The organism is Rhizobium sp. 01L410 (assembly GCF_056400165.1).
Genome location: NZ_JBFTST010000004.1, coordinates 1 through 13,673 on the forward strand (window position 1 = coordinate 1; position 13,673 = coordinate 13,673).

Annotated in this window: 11 protein-coding genes; 4 read left to right on the top strand and 7 right to left on the bottom strand. The window is 61.7% G+C overall.

Annotated features, from left to right (window positions below; all coding sequences use genetic code 11):
• Nucleotides 1–430 precede the first annotated feature (430 nt).
• From hrpB to AC1DV9_RS09780, 3 genes are all read left to right on the top strand, one after another.
• Nucleotides 431–2,887: an ATP-dependent helicase HrpB gene (gene hrpB, locus AC1DV9_RS09770; RefSeq protein ID WP_477947971.1), complete on the top strand. Its 2,457-nt coding sequence runs from the start codon at nucleotides 431–433 to the stop codon at nucleotides 2,885–2,887.
• Nucleotides 2,888–2,897: 10 nt separating this feature from the next.
• Nucleotides 2,898–4,208: an ActS/PrrB/RegB family redox-sensitive histidine kinase gene (locus tag AC1DV9_RS09775; RefSeq protein ID WP_477947538.1), complete on the top strand. Its 1,311-nt coding sequence runs from the start codon at nucleotides 2,898–2,900 to the stop codon at nucleotides 4,206–4,208.
• Between the two features lie 67 nt (nucleotides 4,209–4,275).
• Nucleotides 4,276–4,851 carry an ActR/PrrA/RegA family redox response regulator transcription factor gene (locus tag AC1DV9_RS09780; RefSeq protein WP_112386052.1) on the top strand — a complete coding sequence of 192 codons (576 nt, stop codon included), beginning with the start codon at nucleotides 4,276–4,278 and terminating at the stop codon, nucleotides 4,849–4,851.
• Between the two features lie 19 nt (nucleotides 4,852–4,870).
• Here the strand turns inward: AC1DV9_RS09780 and AC1DV9_RS09785 are convergent, their stop codons facing one another.
• On the bottom strand, nucleotides 4,871–5,365 hold the full coding sequence (locus tag AC1DV9_RS09785) for an MmcB family DNA repair protein (protein ID WP_477947540.1): 495 nt from the start codon (nucleotides 5,363–5,365) through the stop codon (nucleotides 4,871–4,873).
• 181 nt (nucleotides 5,366–5,546) lie between these two features.
• Here AC1DV9_RS09785 and AC1DV9_RS09790 point away from each other — a divergent pair, with 181 nt between their 5' ends.
• Entirely contained in the window at nucleotides 5,547–6,230 is a 684-nt protein-coding gene (locus AC1DV9_RS09790) for a L,D-transpeptidase (protein ID WP_112386050.1), read from the top strand.
• 77 nt (nucleotides 6,231–6,307) lie between these two features.
• Here the strand turns inward: AC1DV9_RS09790 and AC1DV9_RS09795 are convergent, their stop codons facing one another.
• From AC1DV9_RS09795 to hslV, 6 genes are all read right to left on the bottom strand, one after another.
• Entirely contained in the window at nucleotides 6,308–8,479 is a 2,172-nt protein-coding gene (locus AC1DV9_RS09795) for a malate synthase G (RefSeq protein ID WP_477947541.1), read from the bottom strand.
• Between the two features lie 88 nt (nucleotides 8,480–8,567).
• Nucleotides 8,568–9,968, bottom strand: a complete 1,401-nt coding sequence (locus AC1DV9_RS09800; protein WP_477947542.1) for a cytochrome P450 — start codon at nucleotides 9,966–9,968, stop codon at nucleotides 8,568–8,570.
• A gap of 51 nt (nucleotides 9,969–10,019) precedes the next feature.
• Nucleotides 10,020–10,964, bottom strand: coding sequence for a DUF1402 family protein (locus AC1DV9_RS09805; protein WP_477947544.1), 945 nt, complete (start codon nucleotides 10,962–10,964; stop codon nucleotides 10,020–10,022).
• A gap of 189 nt (nucleotides 10,965–11,153) precedes the next feature.
• Nucleotides 11,154–12,461 carry an ATP-dependent protease ATPase subunit HslU gene (hslU, locus tag AC1DV9_RS09810; protein WP_477947546.1) on the bottom strand — a complete coding sequence of 436 codons (1,308 nt, stop codon included), beginning with the start codon at nucleotides 12,459–12,461 and terminating at the stop codon, nucleotides 11,154–11,156.
• Nucleotides 12,458–12,979, bottom strand: coding sequence for a GNAT family N-acetyltransferase (locus AC1DV9_RS09815; RefSeq protein WP_477947547.1), 522 nt, complete (start codon nucleotides 12,977–12,979; stop codon nucleotides 12,458–12,460). The genes hslU and AC1DV9_RS09815 overlap by 4 nt, the downstream gene beginning before the upstream one ends.
• Entirely contained in the window at nucleotides 12,972–13,502 is a 531-nt protein-coding gene (gene hslV, locus AC1DV9_RS09820) for an ATP-dependent protease subunit HslV (protein WP_112386044.1), read from the bottom strand. The genes AC1DV9_RS09815 and hslV overlap by 8 nt, the downstream gene beginning before the upstream one ends.
• Nucleotides 13,503–13,673: the final 171 nt, after the last annotated feature.

The window sequence follows — 13,673 nt, forward strand, 5'->3', positions numbered from 1 at the left end:
CCGAAAGCCTGGGAACAAATCAGCCTCAAAGGCCAACCTTCAAGAAATCCTAGAGCGAAAGACTTCGTCGCCTGCAGCGCCGCCGCCCTCGTTCAGTGACGCGGCTTATACGGCTATCACCGCTGAGCAGTCAACACTGACACGTAAAGTTTTTTGACATTTTTGTAACAGATTGATTTGGCTCGGAAATTCTCGCGATCTGTTTGATTGCCGCCGATCTCATTCTGCCCGGCTTTGATGCTGGAGCTCCCCAGCCCCGTTATTGCTTCGAAAATACCCGGTTTCCCGCTCGCCTTATATAGGAACGGGGCACCCCAATGCCGGAACGGCTTGCGCAACCCCCGGCGATCGCTAATTTCGCGGCAGTTTTCTTACAGGGACGCTCATCCGATAGCGGTGAGTGGATCGATCGACCGCAGGGGTAACGGACATAGTGTCTCTTCCAACATTGCCAGTCTCCGACGTCCTGCCTGCAATCGGCAGCGCGCTCGGCGAGTATCGCCGTGCCGTGCTTTCGGCGCCGCCCGGCGCCGGCAAGACGACACTGGTTCCGCTCTTCCTGCTGCAGCAGTCCTGGCGCGGCGACGGCAAGATCATTCTGCTTGAGCCGCGGCGGCTGGCGGCGCGCGCCGCGGCAGGCCGCATGGCATCGCTGCTCGGCGAACAGGTGGGACAGACCGTCGGCTATCGCATGCGTCTCGATAACCGGATCTCGGCAGCCACGCGCATCGAGGTGGTCACCGAAGGCGTCTTTGCCCGGATGATCCTCGACGATCCGGAACTATCCGGCGTTTCGGCCGTGATCTTCGACGAATTCCATGAGCGTTCGCTGGATGCCGATTTCGGGCTGGCGCTGGCGATCGACGTCCAGGGCGCGCTGCGCGAAGATCTGCGCATCCTGGTGATGTCGGCGACGCTCGATGTCGAGCGGGTCGCAGCTTTGCTCGGCAACCCACCTGTCATCGAAAGCATGGGGCGCAGTTTTCCTGTCGAGATCCGCTATCAGGACCGGCCGGGCGGCGAACGCATCGAGGACGCCGTCACCAAGGCAATCCTCGACTGCCACCTGAAAGAGGGCGGTTCGATCCTCGCCTTCCTTCCCGGGCAGGCCGAGATCCTGCGCACTGCGGAGCGGCTGACCGGCCGGTTTGGCGACGACACGCTGATTGCGCCGCTCTATGGCAATCTCAGCCAGAAGGAACAGGATGCCGCGATCCGCCCGGCGCCGCCAGGCAAACGAAAGATCGTGCTCGCTACGTCGATTGCCGAGACCTCGATCACCATCGACGGCGTACGCGTGGTTGTCGACAGCGGATTGCAGCGTCTGCCTGTTTTCGAGGCCTCGACCGGAATCACGCGGCTCGAGACGGTGCGGGTCTCCCGCGCGTCCGCCGACCAGCGGGCAGGCCGTGCGGGACGCACCGAGCCCGGCATCGCCATCCGCCTCTGGCATCAGGGCCAGACGGCGGCCCTGCCCGCCTTTACGCCGCCGCAAATCCTGTCGAGCGATCTCTCCGGACTGCTGCTCGATCTGGCGCATTGGGGCGTACAGGACCCTGCTACCCTCGCCTTTGCCGATCAGCCGCCGGCAACCACGCTTGCCGAGGCGCGGACACTGCTTGCCGATCTCGGCGCGCTCGGCAGCGATGGAGGCCTGACGGCACGCGGCCGGACGATACGCGAGCTCGCGCTGCCGCCGCGGCTGGCGGCGATGGTGGTTTCGGCGGGGGAGAACGGCGATGCCAAGGAAGCGGCCTTGCTTGCCGTGCTGATGACCGAACAGGGACTCGGCGGAACGAGCCTCGATCTCGAGGACCGGCTGCGGCGGTTCAAGACGGAAAAAGGCGAGCGGGCCGAATCGGCACGCAGGTTGGCCCAGCGGCTGGCTGCCGGTCTCGACAAGACATCATCGCCGACGCCGCCGACGGCCGGACAGCTGCTGCTGCATGCCTTCCCGGATCGGGTGGCGCTGCAGCGCGGCGCTCGCGGGCGGTATGTGATGGCGAATGGCCGCGGCGCGGAGCTTGCCGAAACCGAACGGCTGGCCGGCAGCCAGATGCTGGTGATTGCCGACCTGACGGGACGGGCTGCGCAGGCACGTATCCTTGCCGCCGCCGAGATCTCGCGAAGCGATGTCGAAGCCGAGCTTCCCGGCGCCATCAGGAGCGGCGAGCAGACCTATTTCGATCTGGCGAGCAAGCAGGTGCGGGCCCGGCGGGCAACGCGGCTCGGCGCCATCGTCTTCGACGAGACGCCCTTGCCGAGGCCCAGCGGCGAAGCAGTCGGCAGAGCGCTGGCCGACGGCGTGCGCCAGCTCGGACTTGGGCCGCTGCCTTTTTCCAAGGAAGCCGCCCAGCTTCGCGACCGGATCGGCTTCCTGCACCGGACGATCGGCGATCCGTGGCCCGACATGAGCGATGGGGCGCTGCTGGCGCGGCTCGACGACTGGTTCGTGCCGTTCCAGGGGGAGGCCCGCGGCATTGCCGAGATCTCCGCAGGCTCGTTGTCGAACGGCTTGATGGCACTTGTGCCGCACGCCCTGCAGCGCGATCTGGCGCGGCTGGCGCCGACGCATTTCGAGGCCCCGACCGGGCAGCGCCATCCAATCCAGTATGACGGCGAGGAGCCGTTGCTGACGATCCGGGTGCAGGAGCTTTTCGGCCTCCGGGAGCATCCGGCGATCGGCGGCGGCCGCCTGCCGCTGCTTCTCGAATTGACATCGCCGGCGCACCGGCCGATCCAGACGACACGCGACCTGCCGGGATTCTGGGCCGGATCGTGGAAGGACGTGCGCGCCGAGATGCGCGGGCGCTATCCGCGGCATCCCTGGCCCGAGCGGCCGGAAGAGGCAGCGCCGACGACACGCGTGAGGCCGCGTGGTACATAAGGACATGACGATGGTGGATGACGCCGAGAGCAAGACGCAGGAAGACAGGCATAGCAGCCGCAGACTCCGGCTGCAGACGATCGTGCGATTGCGCTGGCTTGCAGTCGCCGGTCAGGCGGTGACGGTGTTCATCGTCGCCTTCTGGCTGAAATTTCCTTTGCCGCTAATCGCCAGCTGCTCGCTGATTGCCGCGCTCGCCTGGGTGAACTTCTATCTGACCATTCGTTACCCGGCGACACATCGCCTGGAACCGCCGGCCGCCTTTGCGCTGCTCGGGCTCGATCTGCTGCAGCTTTCGGCGCTGCTTTTCATCACCGGCGGGCTTGCCAATCCGTTCGCCGCTCTGGTCTGTGTCCCCGTCATCATCTCCTTTGCCTCGCAGCCGATCCGCTACAGCACGGCGCTGATCGTCTTTGCGATGGTCTGCATCACCATTCTTGCCTTTTCGCCCTTCCCGCTTCCCTGGTTCGACGGCGTCGAGATCAACGTCCACAACGTCATGCAGTTCGGCGTCTGGTGCTCGATTGCCTCGACGATGGCCTTTGCGGCCTTCTACGCCTACCGCGTGTCGATGGAGGCAAGCCAGCTTGCCGATGCCCTTGCGGCAACCGAACTGGTGCTGCAGCGGGAGAAGCATCTCTCGCAGCTCGACGGTCTTGCCGCCGCCGCCGCCCATGAACTCGGCACGCCGCTGGCGACGATCAGCGTCGTTGCTAAGGAGATGGAACGCGAGCTGAAGGACGATGACCGGTTTCGCGAGGATGTGCAGCTGCTGCGCAGCCAGAGCGAACGGTGCCGCGATATCCTGAAACGGTTGACGAGCCTGTCTGCGGAAGGCGATGCGCATATGCGCCGGCTGCCGCTGTCGTCTATGGTCGAGGAGATCGTCGAGCCCTATCGCGAATCCGGTATAACGCTTGAGCTGATCGAGAAGAGCCCGCGCAAGGGCGAGCCGGTGACCGAGCGCAATGCCGGCATCATGTACGGTCTCGGAAACCTGATCGAGAATGCCGTCGACTATGCTCGCGAGAAAGTGACCATAACCGTCGAACACGACCATCGCCGTGTCCTGATCATCATCGAGGATGACGGCAACGGTTATGCACCCGACATCCTGACCCGGATCGGCGAACCCTACATGACGAAGCGGCAGAAGGAAGACACCGCAGGCGGCCTGGGGCTCGGGCTTTTCATTGCCAAGACGCTGCTTGAACGCTCTGGCGCGGCGCTGGTCTTCGAGAACCGCGATCCCGAAAGCGAGGGCGCCCGGATCCGTGTCGAATGGCCGCGCATGCTGATCGATGCCCATTCGACAAAATGACTTTATCGGCATAAAGACATGAGCAGTTGACGTATATCAGGGCGCGCAACCGCCGGGATTGAAGACCATGAACGAACAGACCAGCGAAATCCTTGCAATCTCCGAGCACGATATCGGGCCGGATGCGAGCCTGTTGATCGTCGATGACGACGGCCCGTTTCTGCGGCGTCTGGCGCGGGCGATGGAAACGCGGGGCTTTGCGGTCGAGACGGCCGAGTCCGTTGCGGAAGGTGTTGCGAAGTCGAAGGCGCATCCGCCGAAATATGCGGTCGTCGATCTTCGTCTCGGCGATGGAAACGGGCTCGACGTCATCGAAGCGATCCGCCAGCGCCGCGATGATACCCGCATCATCGTTTTGACCGGCTACGGTAATATCGCCACGGCAGTGACTGCGGTGAAGCTCGGCGCGGTCGACTATCTTGCAAAACCTGCCGACGCCGACGACGTGTTTGCGGCACTGACGCAGCGCCCGGGCGAAAAGGCCGAACTGCCGGAGAACCCGATGTCGGCCGACCGGGTGCGCTGGGAACATATCCAGCGCGTCTACGAGATGTGTGAGCGCAACGTTTCGGAAACGGCGCGGCGGCTCAACATGCACAGGCGGACGCTGCAGCGCATTCTCGCCAAGCGCGCGCCGAAGTAGGCGCGCCTAAAAACCGTCCTCAGATATCGTCGATGGCGAGCGGCTTGCCATTCGCCCATTCGGCCATCATCAGCCGTTGCGCGGCTGCGCGCGAGAAGTTCAGCATCACCGATTTGCGGGTTGCCAGTGCCAGACGGTGTTCAGGTGCCTCGCGGATCATGTGCGCGCCGTATCCGTCGGAGAGAAACAGGCCGCACTCCTCCGGGAAGATGTCGAGCGGAACATCCTTGTGGGTGGCGAAGAAAAGCCGGTCGCAATGGGCGCGGTATTCCGGCCATTTGCGATCGACCCTGAAGTCCTCGATCGACGTCTTGATCTCGATGATCCAGATTTCGCCCTTCTCGGAGATGGTGATCAGGTCGGCCCGCCTGCCGCTTGCCAGCGGCAGTTCGGGAAGCAGCGCGTGACGCATGTCATGAAGTAAAATCTGAGTCCCGCGGCGCACAAGCATAGCTCTGTCCGATTGCCGGCCATCTATTAACGGATTGTTATTGTAAACGCTCAAAATCGTCATGGATAACCGCCGGAAGAGGGTGCTTGTTGTTGCAAAAAAGCAATGCGCTTTTAATTTGCCGCTGCGGGTAACTTTTGTCGCGATGCAGCATCTTGCAAAGCCGAAGTTAATCGAAAATAAACCATAATCAAAGATGGTTCGGCGACCCCTCCCTGATTGCCCAAAAACTTAAGAGATATCCATGCGCATCCGCAATGCATTCCCTGTATTCGGCCTGATGGCAACACTTGCCCTCGCCGGTTGCTCTACCAGCTCCGAGAGCGCTTCCGTCGAAGATAAGGCCGCTGGCCCGACTGTCCAGACGGCGCAGATTTTCGACGACGCCTATGGCGTCAAGACGGATGCCGGATACTCGCTGCCCGCCATCCCGATCCAGCGCGTGAAGCCGGAATTCCGCCGCCAGATCGTCAGCTACCAGAGCGACGAGCGCCCGGGCACGATCATCGTCAATACCCGCGAGCGGCACCTCTACTATATCCTGCCCGGCGGCAAGGCGATGCGCTACGGCATCGGCGTCGGCAAGGCAGGCTTTGCATGGGCAGGCACGGCCTACGTTGCCTGGAAGCAGGAATGGCCAAACTGGCACCCTCCGAAGGAAATGGCGGTCCGCCGTCCTGAGATCGCCAAGTATGTCGAAAACGGTATGGATCCGGGTCTGACCAATCCGCTCGGCGCCCGCGCCATGTATCTCTTCAACGAGCAGGGCCAGGACACGCTGTTCCGCCTGCACGGCACGCCGGAATGGGCTTCGATCGGCACCGCCGCTTCGTCGGGCTGCATCCGCCTGATGAACCAGGACGTAATCGACCTCTATAGCCGCGTCCGTCCGGGCCGCGCGACCTCGAAGGTCATCGTTATTCAGTAAGCGCTTTGCCTGATACACGACGAGAAAAGGCCGCCGGAATTGCTTCCGGCGGCCTTTCTCTTTGATGCCTGCAAGCATCAGGCCGGTTGCGCGGCTTTCAGCTCCAGCCGGCGGCGATGGAGAACCGGCTCGGTGTAGCCGTTCGGTTGCTCGCGGCCCTTGAGCACGAGATCGACAGCAGCCTGGAAAGCAATCGATCGATCGAAATCGCCGGCCATCGGCTGATAGGCGGCATCGCCGGCATTCTGCTGATCGACGACGGCGGCCATTCGCTTCATCGTCTCAACGATCTGCGCTTCGGTGACGACCTTGTGATATAGCCAGTTTGCCATGTGCTGGGCGGAGATGCGCAGCGTCGCACGGTCCTCCATCAGGCCCACATTGTTGATGTCAGGGACTTTCGAGCAGCCTACACCCTGATCGACCCAGCGGACGACATAGCCAAGAATGCCCTGGGCGTTGTTGTCGAGTTCGCGTTGGATTTCTTCAGGCGTCCAGTTCGGCCGCGGCGCGACGGGCACCGAGAGGATATCCGACAACTTTGCCCGGGCCCGGTCTTTCAGGCCGCGCTGAACGCCGGCAACATTGATCTTGTGATAATGCGTGGCATGCAGGGTTGCGGCTGTCGGAGACGGTACCCAGGCGGTATTGGCACCCGCTTTCGGATGAGCGATCTTCTGTTCCAGCATGGCCGCCATCAGGTCGGGCATCGCCCACATGCCCTTGCCGATCTGCGCATGGCCGGACAGGCCGCATTCGAGACCGATATCGACGTTCCAGTTCTCGTAGGCCGAGATCCAGGCCGCCTGCTTCATGTCCCCCTTGCGGATCATCGGGCCCGCTTCCATCGAGGTATGGATTTCGTCACCGGTGCGATCGAGGAAACCGGTGTTGATGAAGACGACGCGCTCCCGCGCGGCACGGATGCATTCCTTGAGATTGACCGTCGTGCGGCGCTCTTCATCCATGATGCCCATCTTGATGGTATTCGTGGGCATGCCGAGCAGTTCCTCGACGCGACCGAAGATTTCGACGGCGAAGGCGACTTCCTCGGGGCCGTGCATCTTCGGCTTGACGACATACATCGAACCTTCGCGCGAGTTCTTGCGGCGCCCGTTCGGGCCGACGTCGTAAAGCGCGATCAGACCCGTCACGACCGCGTCCATGATCCCCTCGGGCACTTCGTTGCCATTCCGGTCGTGAATCGCCGGATTGGTCATCAGGTGGCCGACATTGCGCACCAGCATCAGCGAGCGGCGGTGCAGCTCGAAGGTGGAGCCATCGGGCGCCGTGATCTCGCTATCCGGATTGAGCTTGCGGATGAAGGACGAACCGCCCTTCGAGACTTCCTCCTGCAGATCGCCCTTCATCAGGCCAAGCCAGTTCCTGTAGACGACGACCTTGTCTTCGGCATCGACGGCAGCGATCGAATCTTCGCAGTCCATGATGGTCGTGATCGCCGATTCCAGCCAGACATCCGAGATGCCGGCAGGATCGGTCTTGCCGATGGCTGTCGACGAGTCGATGACGATCTCGATGTGAATGTCGTTGTTCTTGAGCAGGATGTGGGTGGGCGCTTCGGCAGAGCCCCGGTAGCCGGCGAAATGTGCGGCGTCCTTTAGCGGCAAGGCTTCTCCATCGACGTCGGTGATCGCAAGCGTTGAACCCTCAACCTTCAGGCTGCCGACATCTTTCCAGGAGCCGCCTTCGAGCGGCAAGGCACTGTCCAGGAAGTCGCGAACCCAGGCGATGACCTTTTCACCGCGCTTCGGATTGTAGCCCCTGCCCTTCTCCGCGCCGTCGGTCTCGGGAATTGCATCCGTGCCGTAGAGCGCATCATAGAGCGAGCCCCAGCGGGCATTGGCGGCATTCAGCGCGTACCGGGCATTCATGACCGGAACGACGAGCTGCGGACCAGCAATCGAAGCAATCTCGGCATCGACATTGCTGGTTGAGACGGTGAAATCCGAACCTTCGGGAAGGAGGTAGCCGATCTGCCGCAGGAACGTCTCGTAGGCTTCCATATCAACGGGCGCGCCGTTCTTGCGGTACCAGCCGTCGATCTCGGCCTGCAGCCTGTCGCGCTTGGCGAGCAGCTCGCGGTTCTTCGGCGCGAGCTCGTGGACGATCTTCGAGAAGCCGGCGAAGAATGCTTCGGCGTCGAGGCCAAGACCAGGCAGCGCTTCCTTGACGAGAAAATCATGAAGGACGGGCTCTATCGACAGGCCGTGCTTTTCAATGGTGCTCATACAATATTCCTCCGGCAGACGGAAAAGGGTGATGGTGCCACTTTGCGCCGCTTTCATTCATAGTCAATTGTTCAATAGTTAGAAAGATTTATGCCTGACCGGAAAGAGTGCGGGGCGTAACCCGCATCGGTAGGCCATTCTGCGGCTGCGTCGTCAATTTCTGCACCGGCCACGGGTTGGTTTTCTCGGTGACATCAAAGCGGAAGCGCTTCATCAGCACCGCGAGCGCAATCACCGCTTCCTGCAACGCGAAGGTTGCGCCGATACAGACGCGGGGCCCCGCTCCGAACGGCAGGAACTGGAAACGGCCGATCTTGCCGCGGTTTTCCGGCAGGAAGCGTTCGGGCATATAGGCCCGCGGTTTTTCCCAGTAGAGTTCGTGGCGGTGCAGCGTCCACGGCATGATCAGCACCGTCATGCCGGCATGGATATCGACGCGCTCGCCCTTGGTATCGGTCCAGCTGTCGTCGGAGATGGCCGCTCGGTTGATCGAGGGCGCCGGCGGATAAAGACGGAGCGCCTCTTCGAAGGCTGCCCGGGTCACCGGCATCAGATCCAGCCATTCGACCGGCTCCGCACCACTTGCGAGAATGCGGTCGATCTCTTCCTCCATCGCGTCGCGGATATGCGGGCTGTTGGCGATGCAATAGAGCGTCCAGGCAAGTGCACGGGCCGTGGTTTCATGCCCGGCGCCGATGAAGGTCAGGATATTGTCCTCAATCTCCTCGTTCGTCAGGCCGTCAGGCCCTGCCTGCTCGAGCAGCAGCGTCAGGAAATCCTCAGGCACGGCGGCGCGGTCGGCACGCATCTGCTCGAGGCGCAGATCCATCGTCCGGTGAACCATGTTGCGGAACTGATCGAGAATCTTCTGGCCACCGATCCGGGTGATACGCGGCACCCAGGACGGCGCCCGCATCAGGTCCATCGGATCGACGCGGCCCATACGATGCAGCAGCGCATTGACGTCACCGGCGAAATTATCCGAGACCGAGGCGATCTCGCCTGAAAACAGCGTATCGGCGAGGATCGCGAAGGTGAGCTCGGTCATATCGGCGGCGATATCGAAATTGCCGCCATCGTCATACTTCACCGCGTAGGCTTCCGATTGCTGCAGCATCTGCCCGGCGAAACCCTTCGCATGCCGCGGGGTGAAGACCGGGGCAACCGCCTTGCGCGAGCGCTTCCACACCGGACCTTCGGCGGTCAGCAGACCATCGCGCAGGATTGGCCGCAGCACCAGCTGGCGAATATCCGACATCCGGTAATTCGAGGCATTATCGACCAGCACATGCTTGATGAGGCCGGGATCGTTGACGATGATCGTGCTGTCACGGAAGAAGCGCGTCTTGATCCAGGGCAGCGTGTAGGACGGTTCGCCCCAGAGCTCCAACGGATTGCGCAGGATGGTGCGGATGATCTCCAGCCGTGACGGCGGCACGCTGCGCGGCACCGGTGCGGGTGGGACGAAGGGATCCGGACGCATGTCCATGATATTTCAGCCTTTCGTGGAAGATTTAGGCCTTCCCGGCAAGGCAGAAGGTTATTGCAGTGCCTTCAGCTCGTCCAGCTTGTCGTTGATCAGCCAGCCGTAATAGTTCTCTTCCGGCCAAACTGTCGCACCGCCGTGGTTTTTGGCTGCGATCGCCGAAGCACGCTGGCGGGAATTGCCGACATTGTAGAGGGTCGCCGTCAGGCCCGGATTGTCCGAGATATCCATGCCGGCGATCCGCTTGTAGTCGTCGATCGAGTTGCGGACGGAGGCGGCAACGAAGGCCAGAGAAATATCCGGCTGCATGATCGCCTTGTAGACGCCGCTGGCATCCTTCTCGCTGAGCTTCGGATAGCCCGAGACGCGGGTGACGAGATCGGAGAGCATCAGGGCCGTCAGCGGATTGATCTGGCCGAGGCCGAAAGTCTGTCCGGCATAGAAGGGCTGGAAGAATACGGCGCTGAAGCGGTTATCCGGAAATTTCTTGCCGCCGACCGTCTTGCCGCGGAAGTCGGTTTCCCAGACGTCCTCGCGGCAGCTCCAGAGCTGATAGGAATCGCTCTTGCCGTTGCATCCGGCAAATTCCGGGCGGCCGATGAAGGTATCGACATCCTCGCCGTCATAGGCAAAACGGAAGCTTTCGCCTGCGTAAGACGCTGCCTTGACGTAATAGGACTGCAGCCGGTCATAGGCGTCGACATTGTAGGTGTGCTCGCCGACCAGCGCGCCGATGATATGGATCGGTTCGATACCATAGGCGGCGGCGGTCTTGCGGATCTTGCCCATCAGCTCATGATCGGTCGATAGAAGCTCGTAGATCTTCTCGTACTTGCGATCGAAGGTCGTCTTGGTGCCTTTGGTGCGGCGGACCGAAGCGCCAGGGACCGGCGGCTGCTCGACATTGCGATTGCCGGGCGGCACGGTCTGCATAGCATAGGCCGGCGCCGAGGCGAAGGCCGTTACGGCGATCAGAAGGCATGTCAAAAGGCGTCGCACGATCCGCTATCCCGTCGAGTTTGTCGTCCTGTCTGCGAAGCGCGGTGACTGAACCAGAATCTTGTCCTAATAAAGCCGCGCCCGCAAAAGAAACCGGGCCCTTCACTAAAAAGTAAAAGGCCCGCTGTCGAGGGTTCGATCGTCAAAATCGCCTGCGCGAAACACAAAGCATTTCGCGCATTGAGAAATTTAAAGAATGAAGCGCGAGAGATCGGTATTGTTGGCGAGATCGCCGACATGTTCGCGGACATAATCCGCATCGATGGTCACGGCGCTGCCGCCGCGATCCGGCGCGTTGAACGAGATTTCGTCCAGCACCCGCTCCATGACCGTCTGCAGGCGGCGGGCACCGATATTCTCGACCGTCGAGTTCAGGTGAACCGCGACATCCGCAAGTGCGTCGATCGCGTCGCTGGTGAAGTCGAGGCTCAGTTCTTCCGTCTGCATCAACGCCCGGTACTGGCGGATGAGGCTGGCCTCCGTCTCCGTCAGGATGCGGCGGAAATCCTCCTTGCTGAGCGGCCGGAGCTCGACGCGGATCGGCAGGCGGCCCTGCAGTTCCGGCAGAAGATCCGAAGGCTTCGAGACGTGGAAGGCGCCCGACGCGATGAACAGTATATGGTCGGTCTTGACCGGACCATACTTGGTCGAAACCGTCGTTCCCTCAACGAGCGGCAGCAGGTCGCGCTGAACACCTTCGCGGGACACGCCGGCACCCATGCCGCCATCGCGGGCAGCGATCTTGTCGATCTCGTCGAGGAAGACGATGCCATCGTTCTCGACGGAGCGAACCGCTTCGCGCTGGATGACTTCGTTGTCGATCAGCTTGTCGGATTCGTCACGGATAAGATCGGTATAGGATGCCTTGACCGTCGTGCGGACCTTCTTGGTACGGCCGCCCATCGCTTTGCCGAACATGTCGGACAGGTTCAGAACGCCGATATTGGCGCCCGGCATGCCCGGGATATCAAACCCGCCCATGCCCGAACCGGAATCGGCGACTTCGATATCGATTTCCTTGTCGTCGAGCTCGCCAGCACGGAGCTTCTTGCGGAAGCTGTCGCGCGTTGCGGGCGACGCGGTGGCGCCGACTAGGGCATCGAGTACGCGTTCCTCGGCGCTCATATGCGCCTTGGCTTCGACTTCTGCCCGCTTCTTGTCGCGAATGAGCCCGATACCGATCTCGACGAGGTCGCGGATGATCTGTTCGACATCGCGGCCGACATAGCCGACTTCAGTGAACTTGGTGGCTTCGACCTTGATGAAAGGTGCGCCGGCAAGCTTCGCAAGACGGCGGGAGATCTCCGTTTTGCCGACGCCTGTCGGGCCGATCATGAGGATGTTCTTCGGCATCACTTCATCGCGCAGGCTCTCGTCGAGCTGCTGGCGGCGCCAGCGGTTGCGCAGGGCAATCGCCACGGCGCGCTTGGCGTCGTGCTGGCCGATGATGTGACGATCGAGTTCGGATACGATCTCGCGAGGGGAAAAGGTGGTCATGGCAAATCCGTTTCTTCGGGTGCGTCCAGCGCCATGAAATGGGCAGGACCATAGATGGATGTTCTTGTATCGACGTAGCGAAAGCCGGCTTTCTCGTAGGCCCGGATCGCCGCCCGGTTTTCCGGATGAGGATCGATGATGATCCTTGTAGTGCCCGCGGAGAAAAGCTCGCCGGCGATCTGCCGGATGATGGCGCTGCCGTGGCCCTTGCCGATCAGCTGGGGAATGCCGACCGAGATATCGAGACCGAGCGTGCCTTTCGGCTGGTCTTGATAAGGATGGCCGTCTTCAAGATGCGGATCGTAATGCTGGAGATAGGCGATCGGCTGTCCTTCCAGCTCAACGATCATTGGCCGCGTTTCAATGCTTTCCACGGCTTCGACGACATGCTCAGCATTCTGCTGCGGATCCCCGTCCCACCATTTCGCTACATGCGGCTCGGCGAACCACCGGCTCAGCACAGGGATATCCCCGGCCTCGACATCGCGGAAATGATAGCGGGGTCCGTCCTCAGCCATCGGTGTCCAGCGTTTCGACGATGATGTTGTGGTTGGTATAGACGCAGATATCGGCGGCGATACCGAGCGCCTTGCGGGCAACCTCTTCGGCCGACTTATCGCTGTCGAGCATCGCAAGCGATGCAGCGAGCGCAAAATTGCCACCGGAGCCGATCGCCATCGTGCCATGCTCCGGCTCAAGAACGTCGCCATTGCCGGTGACGGCAAGGGTGACAGTCTTGTCGGCCACCAGCATCATGGCTTCGAGGTTGCGCAGATATTTGTCGGTGCGCCAGTCCTTGGCAAGCTCGACGGCCGCGCGCATCAGCTGGCCCGGATACTGTTCCAGCTTCTTCTCGAGACGCTCGAGCAGCGTGAAGGCATCGGCGGTGGCGCCGGCGAAACCGGCGATCACTTCGCCACCCTTGCCGATACGGCGAACCTTGCGGGCATTGCCCTTCATGACGGTCTGGCCGAGGCTCACCTGGCCATCGCCAGCCATGACCACCTTGCCGCCTTTTCGAACTGTAATAATCGTTGTCATAAAACATCCTTGCCCGGGGCCGGGCGGTTTTGTGCGGGCCGCTCACCGGCCCTGTTGAGACCTATGTAAGTGGGCTTCGGCCGATTGCAAATGTTGCCGTTTTCTGCCGCCCCGCTTCTGGATATTTTAGGGAACGCCTGATATGGAACCCGCGTCATTCCCGATGGAGCA

Excerpts from the sequence above, each read along its gene's own strand:
- AC1DV9_RS09815 (WP_477947547.1), bottom strand. The coding sequence starts at position 12,979 with ATGGCTGAGGACGGACCCCGCTATCATTTCCGCGATGTCGAGGCCGGG.
- AC1DV9_RS09775 (WP_477947538.1), top strand. The coding sequence starts at position 2,898 with ATGGTGGATGACGCCGAGAGCAAGACGCAGGAAGACAGGCATAGCAGC.
- AC1DV9_RS09790 (WP_112386050.1), top strand. The coding sequence starts at position 5,547 with ATGCGCATCCGCAATGCATTCCCTGTATTCGGCCTGATGGCAACACTT.
- AC1DV9_RS09785 (WP_477947540.1), bottom strand. The coding sequence starts at position 5,365 with ATGACGATTTTGAGCGTTTACAATAACAATCCGTTAATAGATGGCCGG.
- AC1DV9_RS09780 (WP_112386052.1), top strand. The coding sequence starts at position 4,276 with ATGAACGAACAGACCAGCGAAATCCTTGCAATCTCCGAGCACGATATC.
- AC1DV9_RS09800 (WP_477947542.1), bottom strand. The coding sequence starts at position 9,968 with ATGGACATGCGTCCGGATCCCTTCGTCCCACCCGCACCGGTGCCGCGC.
- hslU (WP_477947546.1), bottom strand. The coding sequence starts at position 12,461 with ATGACCACCTTTTCCCCTCGCGAGATCGTATCCGAACTCGATCGTCAC.
- AC1DV9_RS09795 (WP_477947541.1), bottom strand. The coding sequence starts at position 8,479 with ATGAGCACCATTGAAAAGCACGGCCTGTCGATAGAGCCCGTCCTTCAT.
- hslV (WP_112386044.1), bottom strand. The coding sequence starts at position 13,502 with ATGACAACGATTATTACAGTTCGAAAAGGCGGCAAGGTGGTCATGGCT.